General features: G+C 59.2%; 21 protein-coding genes, 1 tRNA gene and 1 pseudogene. 17 read left to right on the top strand and 6 right to left on the bottom strand.

All coding sequences use genetic code 11. The features are described 5' to 3' along the window. Positions 1 to 150: 150 nt before the first annotated feature. The 13 genes from ruvC to P3C29_RS26290 all read left to right on the top strand — a co-directional run bounded on the left by ruvC (position 151) and on the right by P3C29_RS26290 (position 9,628). On the top strand, positions 151 to 675 hold the full coding sequence (gene ruvC / locus P3C29_RS26350) for a crossover junction endodeoxyribonuclease RuvC (RefSeq protein WP_003209812.1): 525 nt from the start codon (positions 151 to 153) through the stop codon (positions 673 to 675). A 115-nt stretch (positions 676 to 790) separates the two neighbouring features. After that, a complete protein-coding gene (gene ruvA / locus P3C29_RS26345; RefSeq protein ID WP_010169952.1) occupies positions 791 to 1,402 on the top strand; it encodes a Holliday junction branch migration protein RuvA in 612 nt (203 codons plus the stop codon). Beyond that, on the top strand, positions 1,403 to 2,461 hold the full coding sequence (ruvB, locus tag P3C29_RS26340) for a Holliday junction branch migration DNA helicase RuvB (protein ID WP_010169951.1): 1,059 nt from the start codon (positions 1,403 to 1,405) through the stop codon (positions 2,459 to 2,461). It abuts the gene before it with no gap. 138 nt (positions 2,462 to 2,599) lie between these two features. Next, entirely contained in the window at positions 2,600 to 3,055 is a 456-nt protein-coding gene (gene ybgC, locus P3C29_RS26335; RefSeq protein ID WP_010169950.1) for a tol-pal system-associated acyl-CoA thioesterase, read from the top strand. 1 nt (position 3,056) lies between these two features. Further along, positions 3,057 to 3,752 carry a protein TolQ gene (tolQ, locus tag P3C29_RS26330; protein ID WP_003209819.1) on the top strand — a complete coding sequence of 232 codons (696 nt, stop codon included), beginning with the start codon at positions 3,057 to 3,059 and terminating at the stop codon, positions 3,750 to 3,752. Between the two features lie 23 nt (positions 3,753 to 3,775). Then, on the top strand, positions 3,776 to 4,228 hold the full coding sequence (gene tolR / locus P3C29_RS26325; protein ID WP_161635741.1) for a protein TolR: 453 nt from the start codon (positions 3,776 to 3,778) through the stop codon (positions 4,226 to 4,228). After that, complete coding sequence (gene tolA / locus P3C29_RS26320) at positions 4,228 to 5,301, top strand: cell envelope integrity protein TolA (protein WP_010169949.1); 1,074 nt, start codon at positions 4,228 to 4,230, stop codon at positions 5,299 to 5,301. Before tolR ends, tolA begins: the two co-directional genes overlap by 1 nt. A gap of 17 nt (positions 5,302 to 5,318) precedes the next feature. Then, positions 5,319 to 6,599 (top strand): Tol-Pal system beta propeller repeat protein TolB, encoded by a 1,281-nt coding sequence (gene tolB / locus P3C29_RS26315; RefSeq protein ID WP_032881902.1) that lies wholly within the window; start codon positions 5,319 to 5,321, stop codon positions 6,597 to 6,599. Positions 6,600 to 6,654: 55 nt separating this feature from the next. Then, positions 6,655 to 7,155, top strand: a complete 501-nt coding sequence (gene pal, locus P3C29_RS26310) for a peptidoglycan-associated lipoprotein Pal (RefSeq protein WP_003209827.1) — start codon at positions 6,655 to 6,657, stop codon at positions 7,153 to 7,155. A 6-nt stretch (positions 7,156 to 7,161) separates the two neighbouring features. Further along, positions 7,162 to 7,998 (top strand): tol-pal system protein YbgF, encoded by an 837-nt coding sequence (gene ybgF, locus P3C29_RS26305; protein ID WP_275965829.1) that lies wholly within the window; start codon positions 7,162 to 7,164, stop codon positions 7,996 to 7,998. A 164-nt stretch (positions 7,999 to 8,162) separates the two neighbouring features. Then, entirely contained in the window at positions 8,163 to 8,810 is a 648-nt protein-coding gene (queE, locus tag P3C29_RS26300) for a 7-carboxy-7-deazaguanine synthase QueE (protein WP_010169945.1), read from the top strand. A gap of 1 nt (position 8,811) precedes the next feature. Beyond that, positions 8,812 to 9,489, top strand: coding sequence for a 7-cyano-7-deazaguanine synthase QueC (gene queC / locus P3C29_RS26295; protein ID WP_275965828.1), 678 nt, complete (start codon positions 8,812 to 8,814; stop codon positions 9,487 to 9,489). A 63-nt stretch (positions 9,490 to 9,552) separates the two neighbouring features. After that, a tRNA-Lys gene (locus P3C29_RS26290) sits at positions 9,553 to 9,628 on the top strand. A gap of 117 nt (positions 9,629 to 9,745) precedes the next feature. On the opposite strand, the gene pstB is transcribed toward P3C29_RS26290, so the two are convergent. From pstB to lldD, 5 genes are all read right to left on the bottom strand, one after another. Next, positions 9,746 to 10,525: a phosphate ABC transporter ATP-binding protein PstB gene (gene pstB / locus P3C29_RS26285; RefSeq protein ID WP_010169941.1), complete on the bottom strand. Its 780-nt coding sequence runs from the start codon at positions 10,523 to 10,525 to the stop codon at positions 9,746 to 9,748. Continuing rightward, positions 10,525 to 11,397: a phosphate ABC transporter permease PstA gene (gene pstA, locus P3C29_RS26280; protein WP_010169939.1), complete on the bottom strand. Its 873-nt coding sequence runs from the start codon at positions 11,395 to 11,397 to the stop codon at positions 10,525 to 10,527. Before pstA ends, pstB begins: the two co-directional genes overlap by 1 nt. Then, entirely contained in the window at positions 11,394 to 12,389 is a 996-nt protein-coding gene (gene pstC, locus P3C29_RS26275; protein ID WP_169386120.1) for a phosphate ABC transporter permease subunit PstC, read from the bottom strand. Before pstC ends, pstA begins: the two co-directional genes overlap by 4 nt. Before the next feature lie 67 nt (positions 12,390 to 12,456). Then, on the bottom strand, positions 12,457 to 13,473 hold the full coding sequence (pstS, locus tag P3C29_RS26270) for a phosphate ABC transporter substrate-binding protein PstS (RefSeq protein WP_201125184.1): 1,017 nt from the start codon (positions 13,471 to 13,473) through the stop codon (positions 12,457 to 12,459). Positions 13,474 to 13,641: 168 nt separating this feature from the next. Next, positions 13,642 to 14,784, bottom strand: coding sequence for an FMN-dependent L-lactate dehydrogenase LldD (gene lldD / locus P3C29_RS26265; protein WP_010169934.1), 1,143 nt, complete (start codon positions 14,782 to 14,784; stop codon positions 13,642 to 13,644). A 107-nt stretch (positions 14,785 to 14,891) separates the two neighbouring features. Between lldD and P3C29_RS26260 the strand changes: the two genes are divergently transcribed. From P3C29_RS26260 to nadA, 4 genes are all read left to right on the top strand, one after another. Further along, entirely contained in the window at positions 14,892 to 15,797 is a 906-nt protein-coding gene (locus tag P3C29_RS26260; protein WP_275965827.1) for a LysR family transcriptional regulator, read from the top strand. 240 nt (positions 15,798 to 16,037) lie between these two features. Further along, a complete protein-coding gene (locus tag P3C29_RS26255) occupies positions 16,038 to 17,324 on the top strand; it encodes an outer membrane protein transport protein (RefSeq protein WP_010169927.1) in 1,287 nt (428 codons plus the stop codon). A gap of 128 nt (positions 17,325 to 17,452) precedes the next feature. Then, positions 17,453 to 19,024 (top strand): lactate dehydrogenase, encoded by a 1,572-nt coding sequence (locus P3C29_RS26250; RefSeq protein ID WP_275965826.1) that lies wholly within the window; start codon positions 17,453 to 17,455, stop codon positions 19,022 to 19,024. A gap of 219 nt (positions 19,025 to 19,243) precedes the next feature. Next, complete coding sequence (gene nadA / locus P3C29_RS26245) at positions 19,244 to 20,302, top strand: quinolinate synthase NadA (RefSeq protein WP_003209852.1); 1,059 nt, start codon at positions 19,244 to 19,246, stop codon at positions 20,300 to 20,302. 726 nt (positions 20,303 to 21,028) lie between these two features. Here the strand turns inward: nadA and P3C29_RS26240 are convergent. Continuing rightward, positions 21,029 to 21,131: pseudogene (locus P3C29_RS26240) on the bottom strand (IS110 family transposase); the annotation flags it as partial.

The following is a 21,131-nucleotide window of genomic DNA, read 5'->3' as shown; positions in this document are numbered from 1 at the left end:
GAGCCCCGGCGAGGCTGCGATGGCATCAACTCGGTGTGACTGATGCTCCGAGGTGCCTGCATCGCAGGCAAGCCAGCTCCCACAGGATTCTATGCTGTTACACAAACCATGTGCCTCGCGCATCCGCTTTAAACCCATCTCGCAGGCGTTATGACTCTAATCCTAGGTATCGACCCCGGTTCGCGAATCACCGGCTTTGGCGTGGTGCAACAGACCCCGCGAGGCTGCGTGTACGTGGCGTCGGGCTGTATCCGTACCGGCGCCGGCGAGTTGGCTGAGCGCTTGCAGATCGTTTATCGCGGCGTGCGTGAAGTGATCCAGACCTACGGCCCGGTCACCATGGGCATTGAAAAGGTGTTCATGGCAAAAAACGCCGACTCGGCCCTGAAGCTCGGTCAGGCACGCGGTGCGGCCATCGTTGCCGGTGCCGAGGAGGGCATGGAGATTGCCGAGTACACCGCGACTCAGGTCAAGCAAGCCGTAGTCGGGACCGGTGCGGCCAATAAGGAGCAAGTGATGATGATGGTCATGCACATGCTCAAGCTCACCGCGAAGCCGCAAATCGATGCCTCCGACGCCCTGGCCATTGCCATTTGCCATGCCCATACCCGTTCCAGCCTGATGCCGCACGGCTTGGGTACGGCACGCAGTCGTGGCGGCCGGCTGCGTCTCTGATAGCATCAGCGCAATCATTCTGCGTGGGGTGCGTGAACGGCCTGTGCTGTCGGCCGGCATGCCCGCGTTATTACCGGTCAGGCCTTGATCTGAGCCGACTCTTAAGGATTCGAACGTGATTGGACGCTTGCGCGGCACCCTGGCTGAGAAACAGCCGCCCCACCTGATTCTGGATGTAAACGGGCTGGGCTATGAGTTGGAAGTGCCCATGACCACCCTCTACCGCCTACCGTCGGTCGGTGAGCCGCTGACCCTGCACACCCACCTGGTGGTGCGCGAAGACGCACAATTGCTCTATGGTTTCATTGGCAAGCGTGACCGGGATTTCTTCCGCGAACTGATCCGCCTCAATGGCGTGGGGCCGAAGCTGGCGCTGGCGCTGATGTCGAGCCTGGAGGTCGATGAATTGGTACGGTGTGTGTCGGCGCAGGATACGTCGGCGTTGACCAAGGTCCCGGGCGTCGGCAAGAAAACCGCCGAGCGTTTGCTGGTAGAACTCAAGGACCGCTTCAAGGCCTGGGAAGTCGTACCGAGCATGTTCGCCCTGGTGCCTAACCAGCCGGACGCGCCGGGTGTACCGGTGGCCAGCGCCGAAAGCGATGCAGTCAGCGCGCTGATCTCCCTGGGCTACAAGCCGCAGGAGGCGAGCAAGGCCGTGTCGGCCATCAAGGACAAGAACCTGAGCAGCGAAGACATGATCCGCCGCGCCCTGAAGGGAATGATTTAAGTGATTGAAGCTGATCGTCTGATCGCGGCCACCGGCCCGCGTGATCGTGAAGAAATCCAGGACCGGGCGATTCGTCCCCTGAGCCTTGCCGAATACATCGGCCAGCCCACCGTGCGCGAGCAGATGGAGTTGTTCATCCAGGCTGCGCGCGGGCGTAGCGAATCACTGGATCACACGTTGATCTTCGGCCCGCCGGGGCTGGGCAAGACCACCCTGGCCAACATCATCGCCCAGGAAATGGGCGTGTCGATCAAGTCCACCTCCGGCCCTGTGCTGGAGCGCCCGGGCGACCTGGCGGCGCTGCTGACCAACCTGGAACCCCACGACGTACTGTTTATCGACGAGATTCACCGGCTTTCGCCCATCGTCGAGGAAGTGCTGTACCCGGCCATGGAAGACTTCCAGCTGGACATCATGATCGGCGAGGGGCCGGCGGCGCGTTCGATCAAGCTCGACCTGCCACCGTTTACGCTGGTGGGTGCCACCACCCGCGCGGGGATGCTGACCAACCCGCTGCGAGACCGTTTCGGGATTGTTCAACGTCTAGAGTTCTATAGCACGGCGGATCTGGCCACCATCGTCAGCCGTTCGGCGAATATCCTCGGTTTGCCCCTGGACCCGGAAGGCGCGTTTGAAATCGCCCGCCGCGCCCGTGGCACACCGCGGATCGCCAACCGTTTGCTGCGCCGTGTGCGGGACTTCGCCGAAGTGCGTGCCAAGGGCCATATCACCAAGCCGGTGGCAGACCTGGCGCTGAACCTGCTGGATGTGGACGAGCATGGCTTTGACCACCAGGACCGGCGCCTGCTGTTGACCATGATCGAGAAGTTCGACGGTGGGCCGGTGGGGGTGGACAGCCTCGCAGCGGCCATCAGCGAAGAGCGGCACACGATTGAGGATGTACTGGAGCCTTACCTGATCCAGCAGGGCTACATCATGCGTACGCCGAGGGGGCGGGTGGTCACCCGGCATGCCTATCTGCACTTTGGGTTAAACATTCCGTCACGATTGGGCGAGATGCCCGTAGTAGACGAATTCCTCGATGCAGTAGACGATTAAAAAGGCTTGGCGATTCGATTTATTCGGCGTTTGTGCTGTCCTAGTGGCTGGCGTCGTCATTCTTTCGTTAGAAATGTGCCACAGAATGAAAAACAGTTGCCTGGCCGGATTGGCAACCTGAGGAGTAAGCACTAGAGTATGCGCGCGCAAAACGGGGATCAGTCGTTCGCACATCGCTGTCGCGTTTATTACGAGGACACCGATGCTGGCGGCATCGTTTATTACGTCAATTACCTAAAGTTCATGGAGCGGGCTCGAACCGAGCGGCTACGGGAGCTGGGCTTTGCCCAATCCCAGCTGGCAGGGGAGGACCTGTTGTTTGTCGTGCATTCCAGCGAGGCGCGTTACTACGCGCCGGCGCGACTGGACGACGAACTGCTGGTCAGCGCAGAAATAACCGAATTGAACCGTGCCAGCCTGCGCTTTAAACAGCAGGTCAGGCGGGCTACGGATGCAACGCTGCTCTGTGAGGGGCAGTTCCTGGTGGCCTGTGTTCGCACCAATAGTTTGAAACCCCGGGCCATTCCCGAAACTCTACGCGCGGCCTTTGCCGGCGTGAGCGGCGCGGGTAAACATTCAGAGCAGGAGATTTAGCGTGGAACCTACCGTCGTCGACCATTCCTCCATGTGGAGCCTGGTCAGCAATGCCAGTGTTGTGGTTCAACTGGTGATGCTGGTCCTGGTAGCCGCATCGGTTACCTCTTGGGTCATGATTTTTCAGCGCAGCAACCTGCTGCGTGCCGGTCGACGTGCCCTGGAGAGCTTCGAAGAGCGCTTCTGGTCGGGTATCGACCTGTCCAAACTGTACCGCCAGGCCGGCAGCAACCCGGACCCGGATTCGGGCGTAGAACAAATCTTCCGCGCCGGCTTCAAGGAATTCTCCCGTCTGCGCCAGCAGCCAGGCGTTGACCCGGAAGCGGTCATGGAAGGCGTGGCCCGTGCCATGCGCGTCGCGATTTCCCGCGAAGAAGAAAAGCTTGAGCAAAGCTTGCCGTTCCTCGCCACCGTAGGCTCCGTGAGCCCGTACATCGGCCTGTTCGGTACCGTTTGGGGCATCATGAACTCCTTCCGCGGCCTGGCCCAGGCCCAGCAAGCGACCCTGGCCACCGTGGCCCCGGGTATCGCCGAAGCGCTGATCGCCACCGCCATCGGCCTGTTCGCAGCTATTCCCGCAGTAATCGCCTACAACCGTTTTGCTGCTCGCGGCGAAACCTTGATCAGCCGTTACTACACCTTCGCCGATGAATTCCAGGCGATCCTGCACCGTAAAGTGCACACCAGCGAAGAATAAGCAGGTAATTCCCAATGGCTTTAATCGCTCGAGCTCGCAAAAAGCGCAAGCCGGTCGCCGAGATGAACGTAGTGCCTTACATCGACGTGATGCTGGTGCTGCTGGTTATCTTCATGGTGACCGCGCCGATGCTCAATCAGGGCGTGAAGGTTGATCTGCCCAAGGTTTCCAGCGAAGCCTTGCCGCAGGACAACAACACCCAGGTCCTGACCATTTCGATCAAGGCTGACAAGACCTATTACTGGAACCTTGGCAGCGAAGTCGACACTCAGAAACAGCAGGACAAGGCCATGACCTTGCCGCAGATGACTGATGCCGTGACCAAGATCATTCGCGCCGGCAACGAAGGTGGCAAGCACACCCAGGTGTTCATTCGCGGCGACAAGGTCGTCGACTACGGCTCCGTCATGGGCGCCATGGGCGGGCTGCAGAAGGCCGGAGTCGGTAATGTTGGCTTGATTACCGAGGCGCCCTGATGCACCAACAGCGAGAGCCGTCCGCCTCGGAAAGCTACTTCTGGCCTAGCGTCTGGGCAATTGCCCTGCACGTCCTGGTGTTTGGCATGCTGTTCGTCAGCTTTGCCATGACCCCGGACCTGCCGCCAGCCAAGCCGATCGTGCAGGCGACCCTGTATCAGCTGAAATCGAAAAGCCAGGCCACCACCCAGACCAATCAGAAGATTGCGGGTGAGGCCCAGAAGTCGGCTGCGCGCCAGACTGAAGTCGAGCAGATGGAACAGAAGAAGGTCGAGCAGGAAGCGGTGAAGGCTGCTGCGGAACAAAAGAAAGAAGAGGCGGCTCAAAAGGCCGAGGAATCGAAAAAGGCTGACGAGGCGAAGAAAGCTGAAGAGGCGCAAAAGGCTGATGAAGCCAAGAAAGCCGATAAAGCTGCCGAAGCCAAAAAGGCCGAAGAGAAACAATTGGCTGATATAGCCAAGAAGAAATCTGAAGAAGAAGCCAAGAAAGCCGCCGAAGAAGAGGCCAAGAAAAAGGCCGCTGAAGACGCGAAGAAAAAGATTGTCGAAGACGCGAAGAAGAAAGCCGCGGACGACGCCAAGAAGAAAGCTGAAGCTGACGAGGCGAAGAAGAAAGTCGCCGACGATGCGAAGAAGAAAGCTGCCGCCGATGCCTCCAAGAAAAAGGCCCAGGAAGCAGCACGTAAATCGACCGAAGACAAAAAGGCCCAGGCCTTGGCCGATTTGCTTTCCGACACGCCGCAGCGCCAGCAGGCCTTGGCCGATGAACGTGGTGATGAAGTCGCGGGCAGTTTCGATGACCTGATTCGTTCACGGGCAGCAGAAGGGTGGACCCGTCCTCCTTCGGCACGCAAAGGCATGACAGTAGTGCTGCAGATCGGCATGTTGCCGGACGGTACGGTGACTTCGGTCAGCGTGGCCAAGTCCAGTGGCGACGGCTCGTTCGACAGTTCGGCGGTAGCAGCGGTCAAGAACATTGGCCGGTTGACCGAGATGCAGGGAATGAAACCAAGCGACTTCGCTCCCTACCGTTCATTCAAGATGACATTCACACCTGAGGATCTAGCCTTGTGAGAAACCTTCTTCGAGGAATGCTTGTCGTTATTTGCTGCATGGCAGGGATAGCGGCGGCGGATGAAAAGAACATCCTGGTCACCAGCGGTAGCGATCGGGCCACCCCGATCGCCGTTGTGCCGTTTGGCTGGCAGGGCGGCAGCGTGCTGCCGGACGACATGGCGCAGATCATCAGTGATGACCTGCGTAACTCCGGTTACTACGCACCGATCGACAAAGGCAACATGATCAGCCAGCCGACCCAGGCCAGCGAAGTCATCTTCCGTGACTGGAAAGCGTTGAACGCCCAGTACCTGATGGTGGGCAGCATCACGCCGGCCGGCGGTCGCCTGCAGATCCAGTACGCGTTGTTCAACGTCGCGACCGAGCAGCAAGTGCTGACCGGCAGCGTGTCGGGCACCACAGACCAACTGCGGGACATGGCGCACTACATCTCCGACCAGTCGTTTGAAAAACTGACCGGGATCAAGGGTGCCTTCTCGACTCGCCTGCTGTATGTAACGGCCGAGCGTTTTTCGGTAGACAACACTCGTTACACTTTGCAGCGTTCCGACTATGACGGCGCTCGCGCAGTGACGCTGCTGCAATCCCGTGAGCCGATCCTGTCGCCTCGCTTTGCACCGGATGGCAAGCGTATCGCCTACGTGTCCTTTGAACAGAAGCGTCCACGGATCTTCGTTCAGCACATCGATACCGGTCGCCGTGAGCAGATCACCAACTTTGAAGGCCTGAACGGTGCGCCAGCCTGGTCGCCGGATGGTTCGCGCCTGGCGTTCGTGCTGTCCAAGGACGGCAACCCGGACATCTACGTGATGAACATGGCCTCGCGCCAACTGAGCCGTGTTACCAGCGGCCCGGGCATCAACACCGAACCGTTCTGGGGTAAGGATGGTTCGACCATCTACTTCACCTCCGACCGTGGCGGCAAGCCGCAAGTCTACAAAACCAGCGTCAACGGCGGCGGCGCCGAACGTGTGACCTTTATTGGTAACTACAACGCTGCACCCAAGCTTTCAGCTGATGAAAAGACGTTGGTGATGATTCACCGTCAGGATGGTTTCACTAATTTCCGGGTTGCGGCCCAGGATTTGCAGCGCGGAACCGTAAAAATCCTTACAGATACCAACCTTGATGAGTCAGCCACTGTTGCGCCCAACGGCACCATGGTAATCTACGCCACCCGCCAGCAGGGCCGGGGAGTCTTGATGCTCGTGTCCATTAATGGACGCGTAAGGCTCCCGCTTCCTACCGCACAAGGCGAAGTCAGAGAACCGTCCTGGTCCCCTTACCTGAACTGACGCGGCGCTACAAAAAGAAGTACTTAACACACTGGGGTTCATTAGGAGTTTCACGATGGAAATGCTGAAGTTTGGTAAGTTTGCTGCTCTGGCTCTGGCTCTGTCCGTAGCCGTTGGTTGCTCGTCTAAAGGCGGCGACAATGCCGGTGAAGGCGCAGCTGTTGATCCAAACGCTGGTTACGGCGCTAACACTGGTGCAGTTGACGGCTCCCTGAGCGAAGAAGCTGCTCTGCGCGCTATCACCACTTTCTACTTCGAATACGACAGTTCGGACCTGAAGCCAGAAGCCATGCGCGCTCTGGACGTTCACGCGAAGGACCTGAAAGCTAACGGCGCTCGCGTTGTTCTGGAAGGTAACACCGACGAACGTGGTACTCGTGAGTACAACATGGCACTGGGCGAGCGTCGTGCGAAAGCCGTTCAGCGCTACCTGGTACTGCAAGGTGTTGCTCCAGGCCAACTGGAACTCGTTTCCTACGGTAAAGAGCGTCCAGTTGCTACTGGCCACGACGAGCAGTCCTGGGCTCAAAACCGTCGCGTCGAACTGCGTAAGTAATTCGTCATGCGAACGTGCCGTCGTGCTCTAACTGTATTGGCTCTCAGCCTGGCACCGCTTGCGGTGTGGGCTGCGGTTCCTGTGGAAGATAGCAACTCTGGCTATAACAATAGCGGGAGCAGCTATCCGCCAGCGGGTTATGGCACGAACGGCGCCTATGCCGGGGGCGCGGCTACGGCCGCGCCTTCGGCACAGGGCGAGCTGTTCAATCAGCTGCAACGCATGCAGGATCAATTGTCGCAGCAACAAGGCACGATTGAAGTTCTGCAGAATCAAGTGAACCAGCTGAAGCAAGAAGGCCTGGAGCGATACCAGGATCTTGATCGACGCATTGGAGCCGGCGTTACACCTGCCGCCACTCCTGATAATTCTCCTGCCGGTGGCGCGCCCAGTGCCGCCGCCGGTGGTGCAGCAGCAGGGGCCGCGGCTGCCAGCCAAGCCCCTGCCGCGAGCAGCGAACCGGGTGATCCGGCGAAGGAAAAGCTGTATTACGACGCAGCCTTCGACCTGATCAAAGCCAAGGATTTCGATAAAGCCAGCCAGGCTTTTACCGCATTCCTGCGCAAATACCCGAACAGCCAGTACGCGGGCAACGCCCAGTACTGGTTGGGTGAGGTGAACCTGGCCAAGGGCGACCTGCAAGGTGCAGGTCAGGCCTTTGCCAAGGTCAGCCAACTGTACCCCAAGCACGCCAAGGTGCCGGATTCGCTGTACAAACTCGCTGACGTAGAACGCCGCCTGGGTCATACCGACAAGGTCAAAGGCATTCTGCAGCAGGTAGTGGCCCAGTATCCGGGTACCTCCGCTGCGCAGTTGGCCCAACGGGACCTGCAACGCATGTAAGCGTTGTAACCCGTTTAGAAGAAACCCGCGCCCTGCGCGGGTTTTTTCGTTAGAATCCACGCCCTTTTATGAAACACGCTTTTTGGGGTTTACGCGTTGGCGGAATTCCTTGAAGTGCCTGACGGAGGCGGACAGCCTGTTTAGCTGTTACGCCCGTGGCGACTATGCAAGACACATTACGTATCACCGAAGTTTTTTACTCGTTGCAGGGTGAAACGCGCACTGCCGGGCTGCCCACTGTATTTGTGCGCCTCACCGGTTGCCCGCTGCGTTGCCAGTACTGCGACAGCGCCTACGCCTTCAGCGGCGGCACCGTGCGTACCCTTGAAGACATTCTCGAGCAAGTAGCCGGTTACCGGCCGCGTTATGTCTGCGTCACCGGTGGCGAGCCACTGGCGCAACCTAACGCCATTCCCTTGCTCAAGCAGTTGTGTGATGCCGGTTATGAGGTGTCCCTGGAAACCAGCGGCGCCCTGGATATTGCTGCGGTCGACCCTCGCGTCAGCCGGGTCGTCGACCTGAAGACCCCGGGTTCCAAGGAAGCACACCGCAACCGCTACGAGAACATCGAACTGCTGACGCCCAACGATCAGGTCAAGTTCGTCATCTGTTCCCGTGAAGACTACGACTGGGCGACCTCCAAGCTGATCCAGTATGGCCTGGACCGACGCGCCGGCGAGGTGCTGTTTTCCCCAAGCCACCATGACCTGAACGCCCGCGACCTGGCCGACTGGGTCGTCGCGGACAATCTGCCGGTGCGCCTGCAGCTGCAACTGCACAAGTACTTGTGGAACGACGAGCCGGGGCGCTGACATGACGGATCAAAAGCGTGCGGTCATCCTGCTGTCCGGCGGCCTCGACTCCGCCACCGTGGTCGCCATGGCCCGTGCCGAAGGCTACAGCTGCTACACCATGAGCTTCGACTATGGCCAGCGCCACCGCGCCGAACTCGACGCCGCCGCCCGCGTCGCCCGTGACCTGGGCGTGGTGGAGCACAAGGTGATTGGCCTGAACCTCGACGGCATTGGCGGCTCGGCGTTGACCGACAGCTCCATTGATGTACCGCAAGGCCCCAGCGAAGGCATCCCGGTGACGTACGTGCCGGCGCGCAACACCGTGTTCCTGTCCCTGGCCCTCGGCTGGGCCGAAGTGCTCAATGCCCGCGACATCTTCATCGGCGTCAATGCCCTGGACTATGCCGGTTACCCGGACTGCCGTCCCGAGTACGTCGAGTCGTTCGAGCGCATGGCCAACCTGGCGACCAGGGCCGGCGTAGAGGGGCAGGGCTTTCGCATCCTGGCGCCGCTGCAGAACCGCAGCAAGGCCGATATCGTGAAGACTGGCGTAGGACTTGGCGTTGATTACTCGCTGACTGTTTCCTGCTATCAGGCGGACAATGACGGCCGCGCTTGTGGGAAATGCGACAGCTGCCGACTGCGTGCTGAAGGCTTCCAGGCGGCCGGAATTGCTGACCCAACGCGTTATTTCTGATTTATTTCAAATTAGGTGTTGAATAATCCTTAGAAATCAGTATTATACGCGCCACCACACAGCGGGTCGTTAGCTCAGTTGGTAGAGCAGTTGGCTTTTAACCAATTGGTCGTAGGTTCGAATCCCACACGACCCACCATTTTTGGCGGTTTAGAAAATCCGGAAGGCCCACGCAAGTGAGGATTTCCGGGTTTTTTTTTGCCCAGCGAAAGGCCGGTCACTCTCGGGCAGAGAGTGATCGGCCTTTTTGTTAAATCTAGCCAAAGCGCCCGGTTATATAGTCCTCGGTCTGCTTCATTTTCGGTGTGGTAAAGATCTGGTCCGTCTTGCCATGCTCAATCAGTTCGCCCATGAACATGAACGCCGTGCTGTCAGACACGCGGGCGGCCTGCTGCATGTTGTGGGTCACGATGATCACTGTGTAGTGCTCTTTCAGCTCAGTGATCAATTGCTCGATGCGCCCCGTGGAAATCGGATCGAGTGCCGAGGTCGGCTCATCCAGCAGCAATACCTGCGGCCGCAGTGCAATGGTGCGTGCGATGCACAGGCGCTGTTGCTGCCCGCCTGACAGGCTCTGGGCGCTTTGCTTGAGTTTATCTTTCACCTCGTCCCACAGGGCGCCACCGCGCAGGGCCTGCTCGACACGGTCATCCATTTCCCGGCGTGTCAGTTTTTCATGGTGGCGTACGGCATAGGCGATGTTGTCGTAGATCGACATCGGAAAAGGCACGGGCTTTTGGAAGACCATTCCGACGTGGCTGCGCAGGCGGTTCATCGAGTAGCCCGGTGCGAGGATGTTTTCGCCGTTCAGCAGCACTTCACCGCGCGCTTCCTGCTTCGGGTACATCGAATAGATGCGGTTGAACACACGCAGCAAGGTCGACTTTCCGCAGCCCGAGGGGCCGATGATCGCGGTGATGCGTTTTTCCGGAATATCGATGTCGATGGATTTCAGTGAGCGTTGGTTGTTGTAGAAAAACTCCAACCCACGGACACGGATTTTGGTTTTTTCAGGATCAAGGCGGGTCGATTGCATCAGTGGGACCTATTGCGCAAAAGAATCAGGCGAGACAGCAAGCTCAGCACCAGTACGAACATCGTCAGTACCAGCGCGCCCGCCCAGGCCAGGGAGTGCCAGTCATCGAAGGGGCTCATGGCGTACTGGAAAATTACCACCGGCACGCTGGCAATCGGCTTGAGCAGGTTGCTGCTCCAGAACTGGTTGCCGAAGGCGGTGAACAGCAGCGGGGCGGTTTCCCCGGTAATCCGGGCCAGCGCCAGCAGGATGCCGGTCACCACCCCGGCCTTCGCCGCTCTCAATACAATCTGCAACGTCAGCTTCCATTGCGGTACGCCCAGGGCCAGGGCGGCCTCGCGCATGGTGGAAGGTTGCAGCTGAAGCATTTCGTCCGTCGTCCTCACCACCACCGGAATCACCAGCAGGGCCAATGCCAATGCACCGGCAATCGCGGAAAAGCCCACCTGGTGATTGGTCAGCAGGTTCAGTGGCAGGATCACGCCGGTGTAGATGAACAACCCCAGCACGATGGAAGGTGCGGACAACAGAATGTCGTTGATGAAACGAACCGTAGTCCCCAGGCGCGAATGGCGTGCGAATTCCGCCAGCCAGATGCCCGCCATCAGCCCGATGGGTGTGCCGATCAGCAGGGCAATCCCCGACATCAGCGCGCTGCCATAAAAGGCGTTGGCCAGCCCGCCGTCTGTTCCGGGGGGCGGTGTCATTTCGGTAAACAGGCGCAGGTTGAGCGCCTGAAAGCCGTTGATGATGGTGGTCAGCAGGATCCAGGCGAGCCAAAGCAGGCCAAATGCTGTCGCGCCACAGCTCAGCAGCATGGCCACGCGGTTCTTGAAGGCACGCTTGCGGTACAGGCGTTCGTTGCTGTTCATAGCCCCTCCTTGCGGGACAGGCGCATCAGCATCAGCCGCGCCAGTGCCAGCACCACAAATGTCACGATGAACAGCAGGAAGCCCAGTGCGATCAGCGCCGAACGGTGCAGGTCGGTATAGGCCTCGCTGAATTCGTTGGCGATGACCGACGCGATGGAGCTGCTGGGCATCAGCAATGAGGCCGAGAACTGTTGGGCGTTACCCAGTACGAACGTGACCGCCATGGTTTCACCCAGGGCGCGACCGAGGCCGAGGAACACCCCGCCGACTACAGCAGAGCGGGTGTAGGGCAGGACGATGTCCCACACCACTTCCCACGTCGTACTCCCCAATGCGTAGGCCGACTCTTTCAACTGAGTCGGCACGCTGCGAAAAACTTCATGCATTACCGAGGTAATGAACGGCGTAATCATGATCGCCAGTACGATGCCGGCGGTCAGCATCCCGATGCCCAGCGGCGGCCCCTGGAACAGCGAGCCAATAAACGGCAGTGCACCCAGGTAATCGTTGATCCATGGCGACAAGTGTTCGGCCATAAAGGGCCCGAAAACAAACAATCCCCACATGCCATAGATGATCGAGGGGATGCCCGCGAGCAATTCAACGGCAGAGGCCACCGGCATTCTCAGCCAGGGCGGCGCCACTTCGGTCAGGAAAATCGCGATGCCAAAACTCACGGGCACCGCAATCAGCAACGCGAGGAAGGAGGTGACCAGCGTGCCGTAAATCGGCACCAGGGCGCCAAAGTGGTTGTTGACCGCATCCCACTCGGTGCTGGTGATAAAGCCGAAACCGAAGGTCTTGAAGGCCAGGCCACCGCCCCACAATGTCGAGGCGGCAATGCTGGCCAGCAACAGCAAGACGAGCATGGCGGCGCCGAACATTGAGCGTTTGAACCACAGGTCGTTGCGTTGATCGCGGGCGGCGCGGCTGTCACCCGATACATCGCTCGCGTGAGTCGTCATGGCCAGGGGTTGGACAGTTTCGTTCATATCAGATGTGCTCATCCCCTTGCTCAAACACGTAGTGGCTCGGGCAAGGGGACTTTGGGAGGGCGGATCAGTGGGCGAAGTCAGACTTCCAGTAACCTTCGATCCGGGTCACGAGGGAATCAGGCAGCGCTACGTAGTCCAATGCCGCAGCCTGCTGCTGACCTTTTTCCAGCGACCATTTGAAGAAGTTGAAAGCGGCCTGGCTTTGCTCGGCGTTTTTCGGCTGCTTGTACATGATGATCCAGGTGGTCGCCGTGATCGGCCACGCGTTCTCGCCCGGGGCGTTGGTCATGATCAGGTTGAAGTCTTTGGCGTCGGCCCAGTCGGCGGTATCCGCAGCCGCCTGGAAGGCCTTGGCGTTGGGCTCGACAAACTTGCCCGACGCGTTCTTCAACTGGGCGTAAGTCATTTTGTTCTGCAGGGCGTAGGCGTATTCAACAAAGCCGATGGAGTTCTTGATCTGCTTCACGTAGGCCGAAACACCTTCATTGCCTTTGCCGCCCACACCGACTGGCCACGGCACGGTGGTGCCGAAACCGATCCTGGTCTTCCAGCTGTCACTGACTTTGGCGAGGTAGTTGGTGAAGTTGTACGAAGTGCCCGAGCCGTCCGAGCGGTGAACCACGGTGATGTTTGCGCCCGGCAGCTTCAGGCCAGGGTTGAGTGCGGCAATCGCCGGGTCGTTCCAGGCCTTGATGTCGCCCAGGAAGATTTTCGCCAGGACATCGCCATCGAGTTTCAACTGGCCAGCCGCAACGCCTTCGACGTTCATCACCGGCACGATGCCGCCGATCACGCTTGGGAATTGACCCAGGCCGCCGGCCTTCAGTTCATCCGCCGACAGCGGCGCGTCGGAGGCGCCGAAGTCTACGGTTGCCGCCTTGATCTGGGCGATACCGCCGCCGGAACCGATGGACTGGTAGTTGATCCGGTCACTGGCGCTTTTGCTGTATTCCTGGGACCACTTGGACAGTACCGGGTAGACGAAACTGGAGCCTGCGCCCGTGACGTCAGTGGCGTGAGCGACACCACTCAGGCACAGGGCAGTGAACAACACTGACAGACTCTTTTTGGTCAGCAACATCACGACGACACCTCAAAGTAAGGGGGTAAGTGGAAGGGTCCACCTGTCTAAGACGTGACGATTTAATTCCCGGGATGTTTCTGTTTGATGACGGTTTGGCTTTGTGAAGAAACATTTAGAAATATCTGTAGAAGGCCTCAAAAGAGAGATTTTGAGGCCTCCTATTGATCAACCGTGGCTGCGCACCAGGATCGATTCGTCAATCTGCGCGATTGACGTCACCCCGGTCAGCGTCATCGCCACGCGCATTTCCTTGGCGAAGATATCCAGCAGGTTCTCCACCCCGCGTTGCCCGTCAGCGGCCAGCGCGTAAGCCTGCGCACGGCCCAGCAGCACGCCTTTGGCCCCAAGGGCAAGCATGCGCACCACGTCCAGCCCCGAGCGTACGCCGGAGTCCACCAACACCGTCAGATCGCTGCCCACGGCTTGTGCGATAGGTGCCAGCGCCTTGGCCGTCGACAGCACACCATCCAGTTGCCGGCCGCCATGGTTGGAGACGACGATGCCGTCGGCTCCGAAGCTCACCGCATCCTTGGCATCCTGCGGGTCGAGGATGCCTTTGATGATCATCGGGCCTTTCCAGAACTCGCGGATCCACTCCAGGTCTTTCCAGCTGATGGAAGGGTCGAAGTTGTTGGCCAGCCAGCCGATGTAGTCCTTCAACTGGGTGGGCTTGCCCAGGTATTTGGAGATGTTGCCCAGGTCGTGGGGGCGGCCCATCAGGCCGACATCGAAGGCCCAGGCCGGTTTGGTCATGGCCTGCAGGATTTGGCGTTGCGGCCCGTAGGCGCCTGACATTCCCGAATGGGCGTCGCGATAACGCGCGCCGGGGGTGGGCATGTCGACGGTGAACACGAGGTTCTTCACCCCGGCGGCCTGGGCCCGCTCCAGGGCGTTTTTCATGAAGCCGCGGTCTTTCAAAACATACAGTTGAAACCAGATGGACTGCGGGCTCTGGGACGCCACTTCTTCAATCGGGCACACAGAAACGGTCGACAGGCAAAACGGAATGCCCTTGTTCGCTGCCGCCTTTGCCGCCTGGACTTCACCGCGCCGGGCAAACATGCCGGTCAGCCCCACCGGGCTGAGGACCACCGGCATCGCCAGCGGCTGGTCGAACAGGGTGGTCTCAAGGCTCAGGCTTTCGACGTTGCGCAGGATGCGCTGGCGCAGGCTGATATCCGACAGGTCCGAGCTGTTGGCGCGCAGGGTGTGTTCGGCGTAGGCACCGCCGTCGATGTAGTCGAACAGGAAACGCGGCAGTTTGCGGCGGGCGGCTTCGCGGTAATCCGATGCGGACGAAATGATCATGAACAGTGATGCCCCGAGTGAAGAAAACGGTGGGGTGAGGATAGACAAAGGCCTTTCATGGTAAAAACAACTTTTCCAACTTGAATCAAGTCGTAAATGGAATACTCATGAACCTTCGCACGTTGCTGGCTTTTGTCGAAGTGGTACGCCAGGGCAGCTTCTCACAGGCGGCCGAGGTTGTTTCGCTCACCCAGTCTACCGTCAGTAAGGCAGTGAAGACCCTGGAAGATGAATTGGGCACGCCGCTGTTCAATCGCATCGGCCACAAGAGCGAACTGACGGCTGCCGGCGAAATTGCCTACCGTCGCGCCTTGGTGTTGCTGGCCGAGCGCAGTGACCTGGTGGCCGAGATCAATGACTTGCTGGGGCTCAAGCGCGGTGTATTGCGCATCGGTTTGCCGCCGGTAGGCAGTGGCGTGTTGTTTGCGGCGATGTTCGCCCTGTACCGGCAGCGTTATCCAGAGATCGAGATCGAGCTGATCGAGCACGGCAGCAAGAAGCTGGGCGAATGCCTGGAGGCGGGTGAGGTGGACCTGGCGGCCTTGCTGGTGCCGGTGGCCGGCGAATTTGAATATCAGGATGTACGCGTCGAGCCACTGATGGTGGTCATGCCGATCGACCATCCATTGGCCGGGTGTAAAAGCGTCGACTTTTCCGACCTCGCAGACTCACCCTTCATACTGTTCGAAGCCGGGTTTGCGCTTAACCGGATTATTCTCACCGCCTGCGAGCGCAGAGGCGTAGTCCCGCGCATCACCGCCCGCAGCGCCCAGATCGACTTTATCGTCGATCTGGTTGCCGCAGGCCTGGGCGTCGCGTTTTTGCCGAGCATGCTGGCTTACAAACACCTGCACGCTGGCATTGCTCTGATTCAGTTGGACGAGCCCGAGACCGATTGGCACATCGCCCTGGCCTGGCGACGACAGGCGCACTTGCCACCGGCAGCACGGGCCTGGCTGGACCTGGCCCTGGAGATGGGCAATGTGCCGGACGAGGCCCAGCTGCCGGGGTGAACCAGCGTGAGCAATTGGTTGGCGGACAGGCCGTTTTCGGGGTGCGGCCAAGGCTGCACCTTCATTAAAACCCATCAGTCACATTTTGGTTTCAAGGTCTGAACAAGTACCGTAAAAACCGCCGAAGTCTTTGAAATCAGAAGGATTGTAGGACAATTTTCAGCATGAAAAACTCTTCATAATTCGCTCGCTCGAAGATTGGTAGCTTCCACGTGCTGCCCAATAACTCGAGTTCTAATAATGAATAAAAAACTCTTCAAGAGCGCTTTGGCGCTGTCGGTTTCGCTTGCCTCCACTTCCCTGTTTGCCGGTGGTTTCGCCCTCAATGAACAAAGCATCAGTTCAATGGGCACCGGTTACGCCGGGCGTTCCTCCTCTGCCGACGACGCCAGTACGGTGTTCGGCAACCCGGCCGGCATGTCTCGCCTCAAGCACAATGAAGTGAGCATCGGGGCGACCTACCTGGATGCCAAATCGAACATCAAGGACGCCAGTTCCTCTCAAGGTGGCGCGGACAACCCCGGCACCAACAAAGGCGACATGGTCCCCGGCATCGCCATACCGATGGGCTACCTGGTGACGCCGATTGATGAACACTGGGCGTTCGGCCTGGGGATCTACGCGCCGTTCGGCCTGGTGACCGACTATGAACACAGCTTCCAGGGCAATGGCTTTGGTAACAAAAGCAAGGTTCAAGTCATCACGGTCCAGCCGACGGTCAGCTACGCCTTCAACGACAAGGTTTCGGTGGGCTTCGGTCCAACGTTCAACCGGATCAGTGGCGAGCTGGACTCCAAGGTCCCGGCATTTGGCCTGGGCACTGAAAACGTGAAGGTCAAGGGCGACGACACCGCCACTGGTTTCAACGCCGGTATCCTGGTGCAGCCGATTGAAAGCACGCGCATCGGTGTGACCTACCACTCGCAGGTTGTGTATCACCTGTCGGGTAACACCAATGCATCAGGGGTTCTCTCTAACCTGTTGGATGGCGGCCCGCAACGGTATGACGCCAAGCTGGATGTCACCACGCCGTCGTCCGTGGACTTCTCGGTTACCCATAAACTCAACGATGACTGGACCTTGTACGTCGGCAGCACCTACACCCGCTGGAGCCAGTTGAAGAAGATCACGATCAACAACAGTGGCGTCTCAGACCTCGCCACCGAGCTGGCCGGCCTGAACTCCATTACCGAAGAACAGCACTGGCATGACACCTGGTCTCACGCCATCGGCCTGTCGTACCAGTTGAACAAGCAATTGGTACTGCGTACCGGCTTCTCGGTGGATCAGACGCCTACCAACAACACCGACCGTTCCGTACGTATTCCTACGGGCGATCGCACGGTATTCAGCCTGGGTGCCGGCTGGACGCCAGTCGATAACCTGACCTTCGACGTCGCTTATTCCTACCTGAAGGAAGAGCCGATCAAGGTCCGCGACAATAATCCGCAGTTGGCACTGACCTACGACGCCAAGTATGAAAACAGCGCCAATGGCTTTGGCGGTTCGGTAACTTACCGCTTCTGATGCACCGAAAGAGGGCAAAGAGTCATTTTTCTGGCATGGCTCTTTGCTAGCAATTGTATCAATCGTGCTATCAAACCCTCCCTGTCTTGGTTAAATTAGGAGCAATCCAGCTCAAGACAGGGATCGTCATGACTACGCTTTCGCCCATCAGCTCTGCCATTGCCCTTATCAATCGGCCGACCATTACGCCGCCAGCAACGCTGACGCCAGAAACGGACGCCACGGTCGTGCGGCCCTCCTCGGTGGTCAGCCTCGGCAACGTGGCGGTTGATGTCCAGGCCCAGACCTATTCCCGAAACGGCCAATTGGCCGTCCATGAACCGATCACGGTCTGGGAAAATGACAGCCAGGATGCCGTTACACGGGCGATTGGCGCGAATATCGTCTCAACGCCCAGAGCCACCGGGTTCAGCGGCTTGGGCGCTACCCTGATCGCGCAATTCGCCAAGAGCGGTACGGACATTTCCCAGTCGGCGCTCGGCACCGCGTCGTCCAAGATCCAAAGCCCGGCCGAACTCAAGGTTCAGCAAGCCCTGCTGCACAGCGAAGCAGATAACCGGGTCAGCCTTACCGTCAAGACCGCCAGCGGCAAGACCGTCACCTTCAGCCTGGCCAGCCAGCCCGGTGGCCTGGCCGCGCAGGCCAAGGTGGACGGCGGCACCCTCAGCGCCGCCGAGCTCAAGGAAATCGCCAAGTTGGGCGAAGCCTTCCAGGGCGCCATCGACGGCCTGGCTGCCCAGCCGCCGAAACTCGATCTGAGCAAGCTGACACAGTTTGATTCCAGTGTGTTGTCCTCGGTAGACCTCAGCGGCAAATTGAAAGCGGGGGCTGTTGACGACATCACCCTCGCGTTTCATGCGGACAGCGAGAGCCGTACCACTCGCATGAAAAGCCCGGCGGGAGAGGTGAACCTCTCGGTAGACCTGAAAAACGCCGGCATCCTCGGCAACGCCAAGCAACAGGCAATCGCACTGAAAAGCTACCTGGCCCAGTTCGACAAGGCCCAGGCGCGTGGCAAAGCCGATGCTGACCTGATGGCGATGTTCAAGGATGCGTTTACCGCCATGAACAGCAACTACCCGCAGGGCGTCAAAGCGCCACAGGCGCTGACCCGGAATGCGGCGGATCAAGGCCTGTTGACGGGCTTGGCAGATTTCAAGGCCTCCATCAGCCAGACGGCCAGCTCCCCCAACCCGGCGCGCCTTGGGGAAACCGACACGTTTGCCTATACGGTGTCCCAGAAAACCCGCGTGGGCGGCAGTGACATCTCGAATCGCACGATTGATCAGGTCCAGCAATCAAGCCTCAAAGCCAGTTTCCATCGGGACCTCAATGGCGGAAAGCCGCCGGCTTTCGACACCCACCGCGAGTCGCAGAATTACCTCTATGTGCAGGTCGACGACAAGGCCAGCAGCGCGGCGAATATCACCTACAAGGATGGCTTCCTGACCAACGCCTCCGTCGATCAAAGTGCCAGCCAGAACACCCGCACGCAGCGCTACGAGATGGCTAATCTGGTTAAGGACACTCTGGAGCCTAACCAGGCCAGCAGCCATCGCGACTACCTGATATTGCTGGAATATGCGGCGCGAGAGGGCAAGAAAGTCCAGGGCGCCGATGAAACCATCCTGAAGGATGCGCTGGCGAACATGCATCAGGGCGTGTTGCTGCAAGACGATCCTGGCGCGTTGCCGCGCTAAACCGGTCGCTGTAAAAAAGGGAAACCCCGGCGTGGGTTTCCCTTTTTTATGCCTCGCCGAATCCCAGATTAGGCTTTTGAATCCATTCGATATTCTGTAGCCTTGCGCAGCTTCACCGTGCTTGATGAACACAATCACTTCGTCCGGCGGCGCCCGAAAGGCTCCAGAGCCGGTGGTACACTCGACTTTCGCGCAACTGCGCCTGCAGGTCTTGCGAACATGACGCAAATTTCCGAACGCCTTCTGGTCCAAGCCCACCTCGACGCCAAGCAGCCCAAGGTGCTGAGCGCCGAAGAAGAGGCGGGCTACCGTGCCGCCATCGCCGCCGAGCTCAAGGCTCAGGACGCGGTGCTGGTGGCTCACTTCTACTGCGACCCGGTGATTCAGGCTTTGGCCGAAGAAACCGGTGGCTGTGTCTCCGACTCCCTGGAAATGGCCCGCTTCGGCGCGGCGCATCCGGCCAAGACTGTGCTGGTGGCTGGCGTGCGTTTCATGGGCGAGACCGCGAAGATCCTCACGCCTGAAAAACGCATCCTGATGCCGACTCTGGAAGCTACGTGCTCCCTGGACCTTGGTTGCCCGGTGGATGAGTTTTCGGCGTTCTGTGATCAGCATCCCGAGCGCACGGTGGTGGTGTATGCCAACACCTCGGCGGCGGTGAAAGCCCGGGCTGATTGGGTGGTGACCTCCAGTTGTGCGCTGGAGATCGTTGAAAGCCTGATGGATAACGGTGAGACGATTATCTGGGGGCCGGACAAGCATCTGGGCACCTATATCCAGCGTCAGACCGGCGCGGACATGCTGCTGTGGGACGGTGCGTGCATCGTTCACGAGGAGTTCAAGTCCAAGCAGTTGGAGGACATGAAGGCCCTGTACCCGGACGCTGCGATCCTGGTGCACCCGGAGTCGCCGACGTCGGTGATTGAGTTGGCGGATGCGGTGGGGTCTACCAGTCAGTTGATTGCGGCGGCGCAGCGGTTGCCGAACAAGACCTTTATCGTGGCGACCGACCGCGGGATCTTCTACAAGATGCAGCAGTTGTGTCCGGACAAGGTTTTTGTCGAGGCGCCGACGGCTGGGAATGGGGCGGCGTGCCGTAGTTGTGCGCATTGTCCGTGGATGGCGATGAATACCCTGGAGCGCACGCTGCAGTGTTTGCGTGAGGGGAGTAATGAGATTTTTGTTGAGCCTTCGGTGATTCCGCAGGCTGTTCGGCCGCTTAAGCGGATGCTGGATTTTACTCAGGCTGCGCGGTTGAGATTGGCTGGGAACGCTTGATCTGGGTTGTGTACATATCCGTTTCTTTGGTAACGGCGGCTATTGGTTCCGCTCTTACAGCGGGTCACTTTTGAAAAGCGCAAAAGTAACCAAAACGCTCTGCCCCGCCTGTCGGCGCCTCGCTTAGGCTCGGCGTTCCCTCACTCCGGCATTGCTCCGCGGGCCGCCGCGACGGGGCGTCCCTGCCCCGTCGCGGCTAAACCGGCGTCCTGCCGGTTTACCCGCTCCTCAATCCCTGCGTTCGGCCTCGGGCTTATTGGGGCAGTCAGAGCCAGATCAAGATCAAAAGCAAGAGCACAGCGGCCTACAGGCCTGCTTGAGTGGTAGAAGCCAGATCAAAAGCGAAAGCCAAAGCGAAAACCAAATCTGAAACTTATGCAGCTCTGCTTTTCTGTGGGAGCTGGCTTGCCTGCGATGGCATCACCTCGGTGTGTCTGATGTACCGAGTTGTCTGCATCGCAGGCAAGCCAGCTCCCACATTTGACTGTGCCCGCTCTGGCTTTTGATTTTGCCTTTGCTTCACACCACTCAAGCCGGCCTGTAGGCCGCTGTGTCCTTGATCTGCTTTTGATCTTGATCTTAGGCGCCCCGTTAAACCACGCTGGCCGAACGCAGGCTTTGGAGCGTGGGTAACCCGGCAGGACGCCGGGTTAGCCGCGCTGGGCCAAGGATGGCCCATCGCGGCGGCCCACGGTCCAAAGCCGGAGTGAGCAACCGTGTCGAAATTCAAGCCATTTCAGCGAAATGCTTTTGATCGCGCACCATCGCATTCAGGATCGTCAGCAACTTTCTCATGCATGCCACCAGCGCTACTTTCTTCGTCTTCCCT

This window comes from Pseudomonas sp. 1912-s, from assembly GCF_029269205.1.
GTDB lineage: Bacteria > Pseudomonadota > Gammaproteobacteria > Pseudomonadales > Pseudomonadaceae > Aquipseudomonas.
Note: the sequence above shows the minus strand (reverse complement) of the source record. Positions and strands in the feature narration are given on the sequence as shown.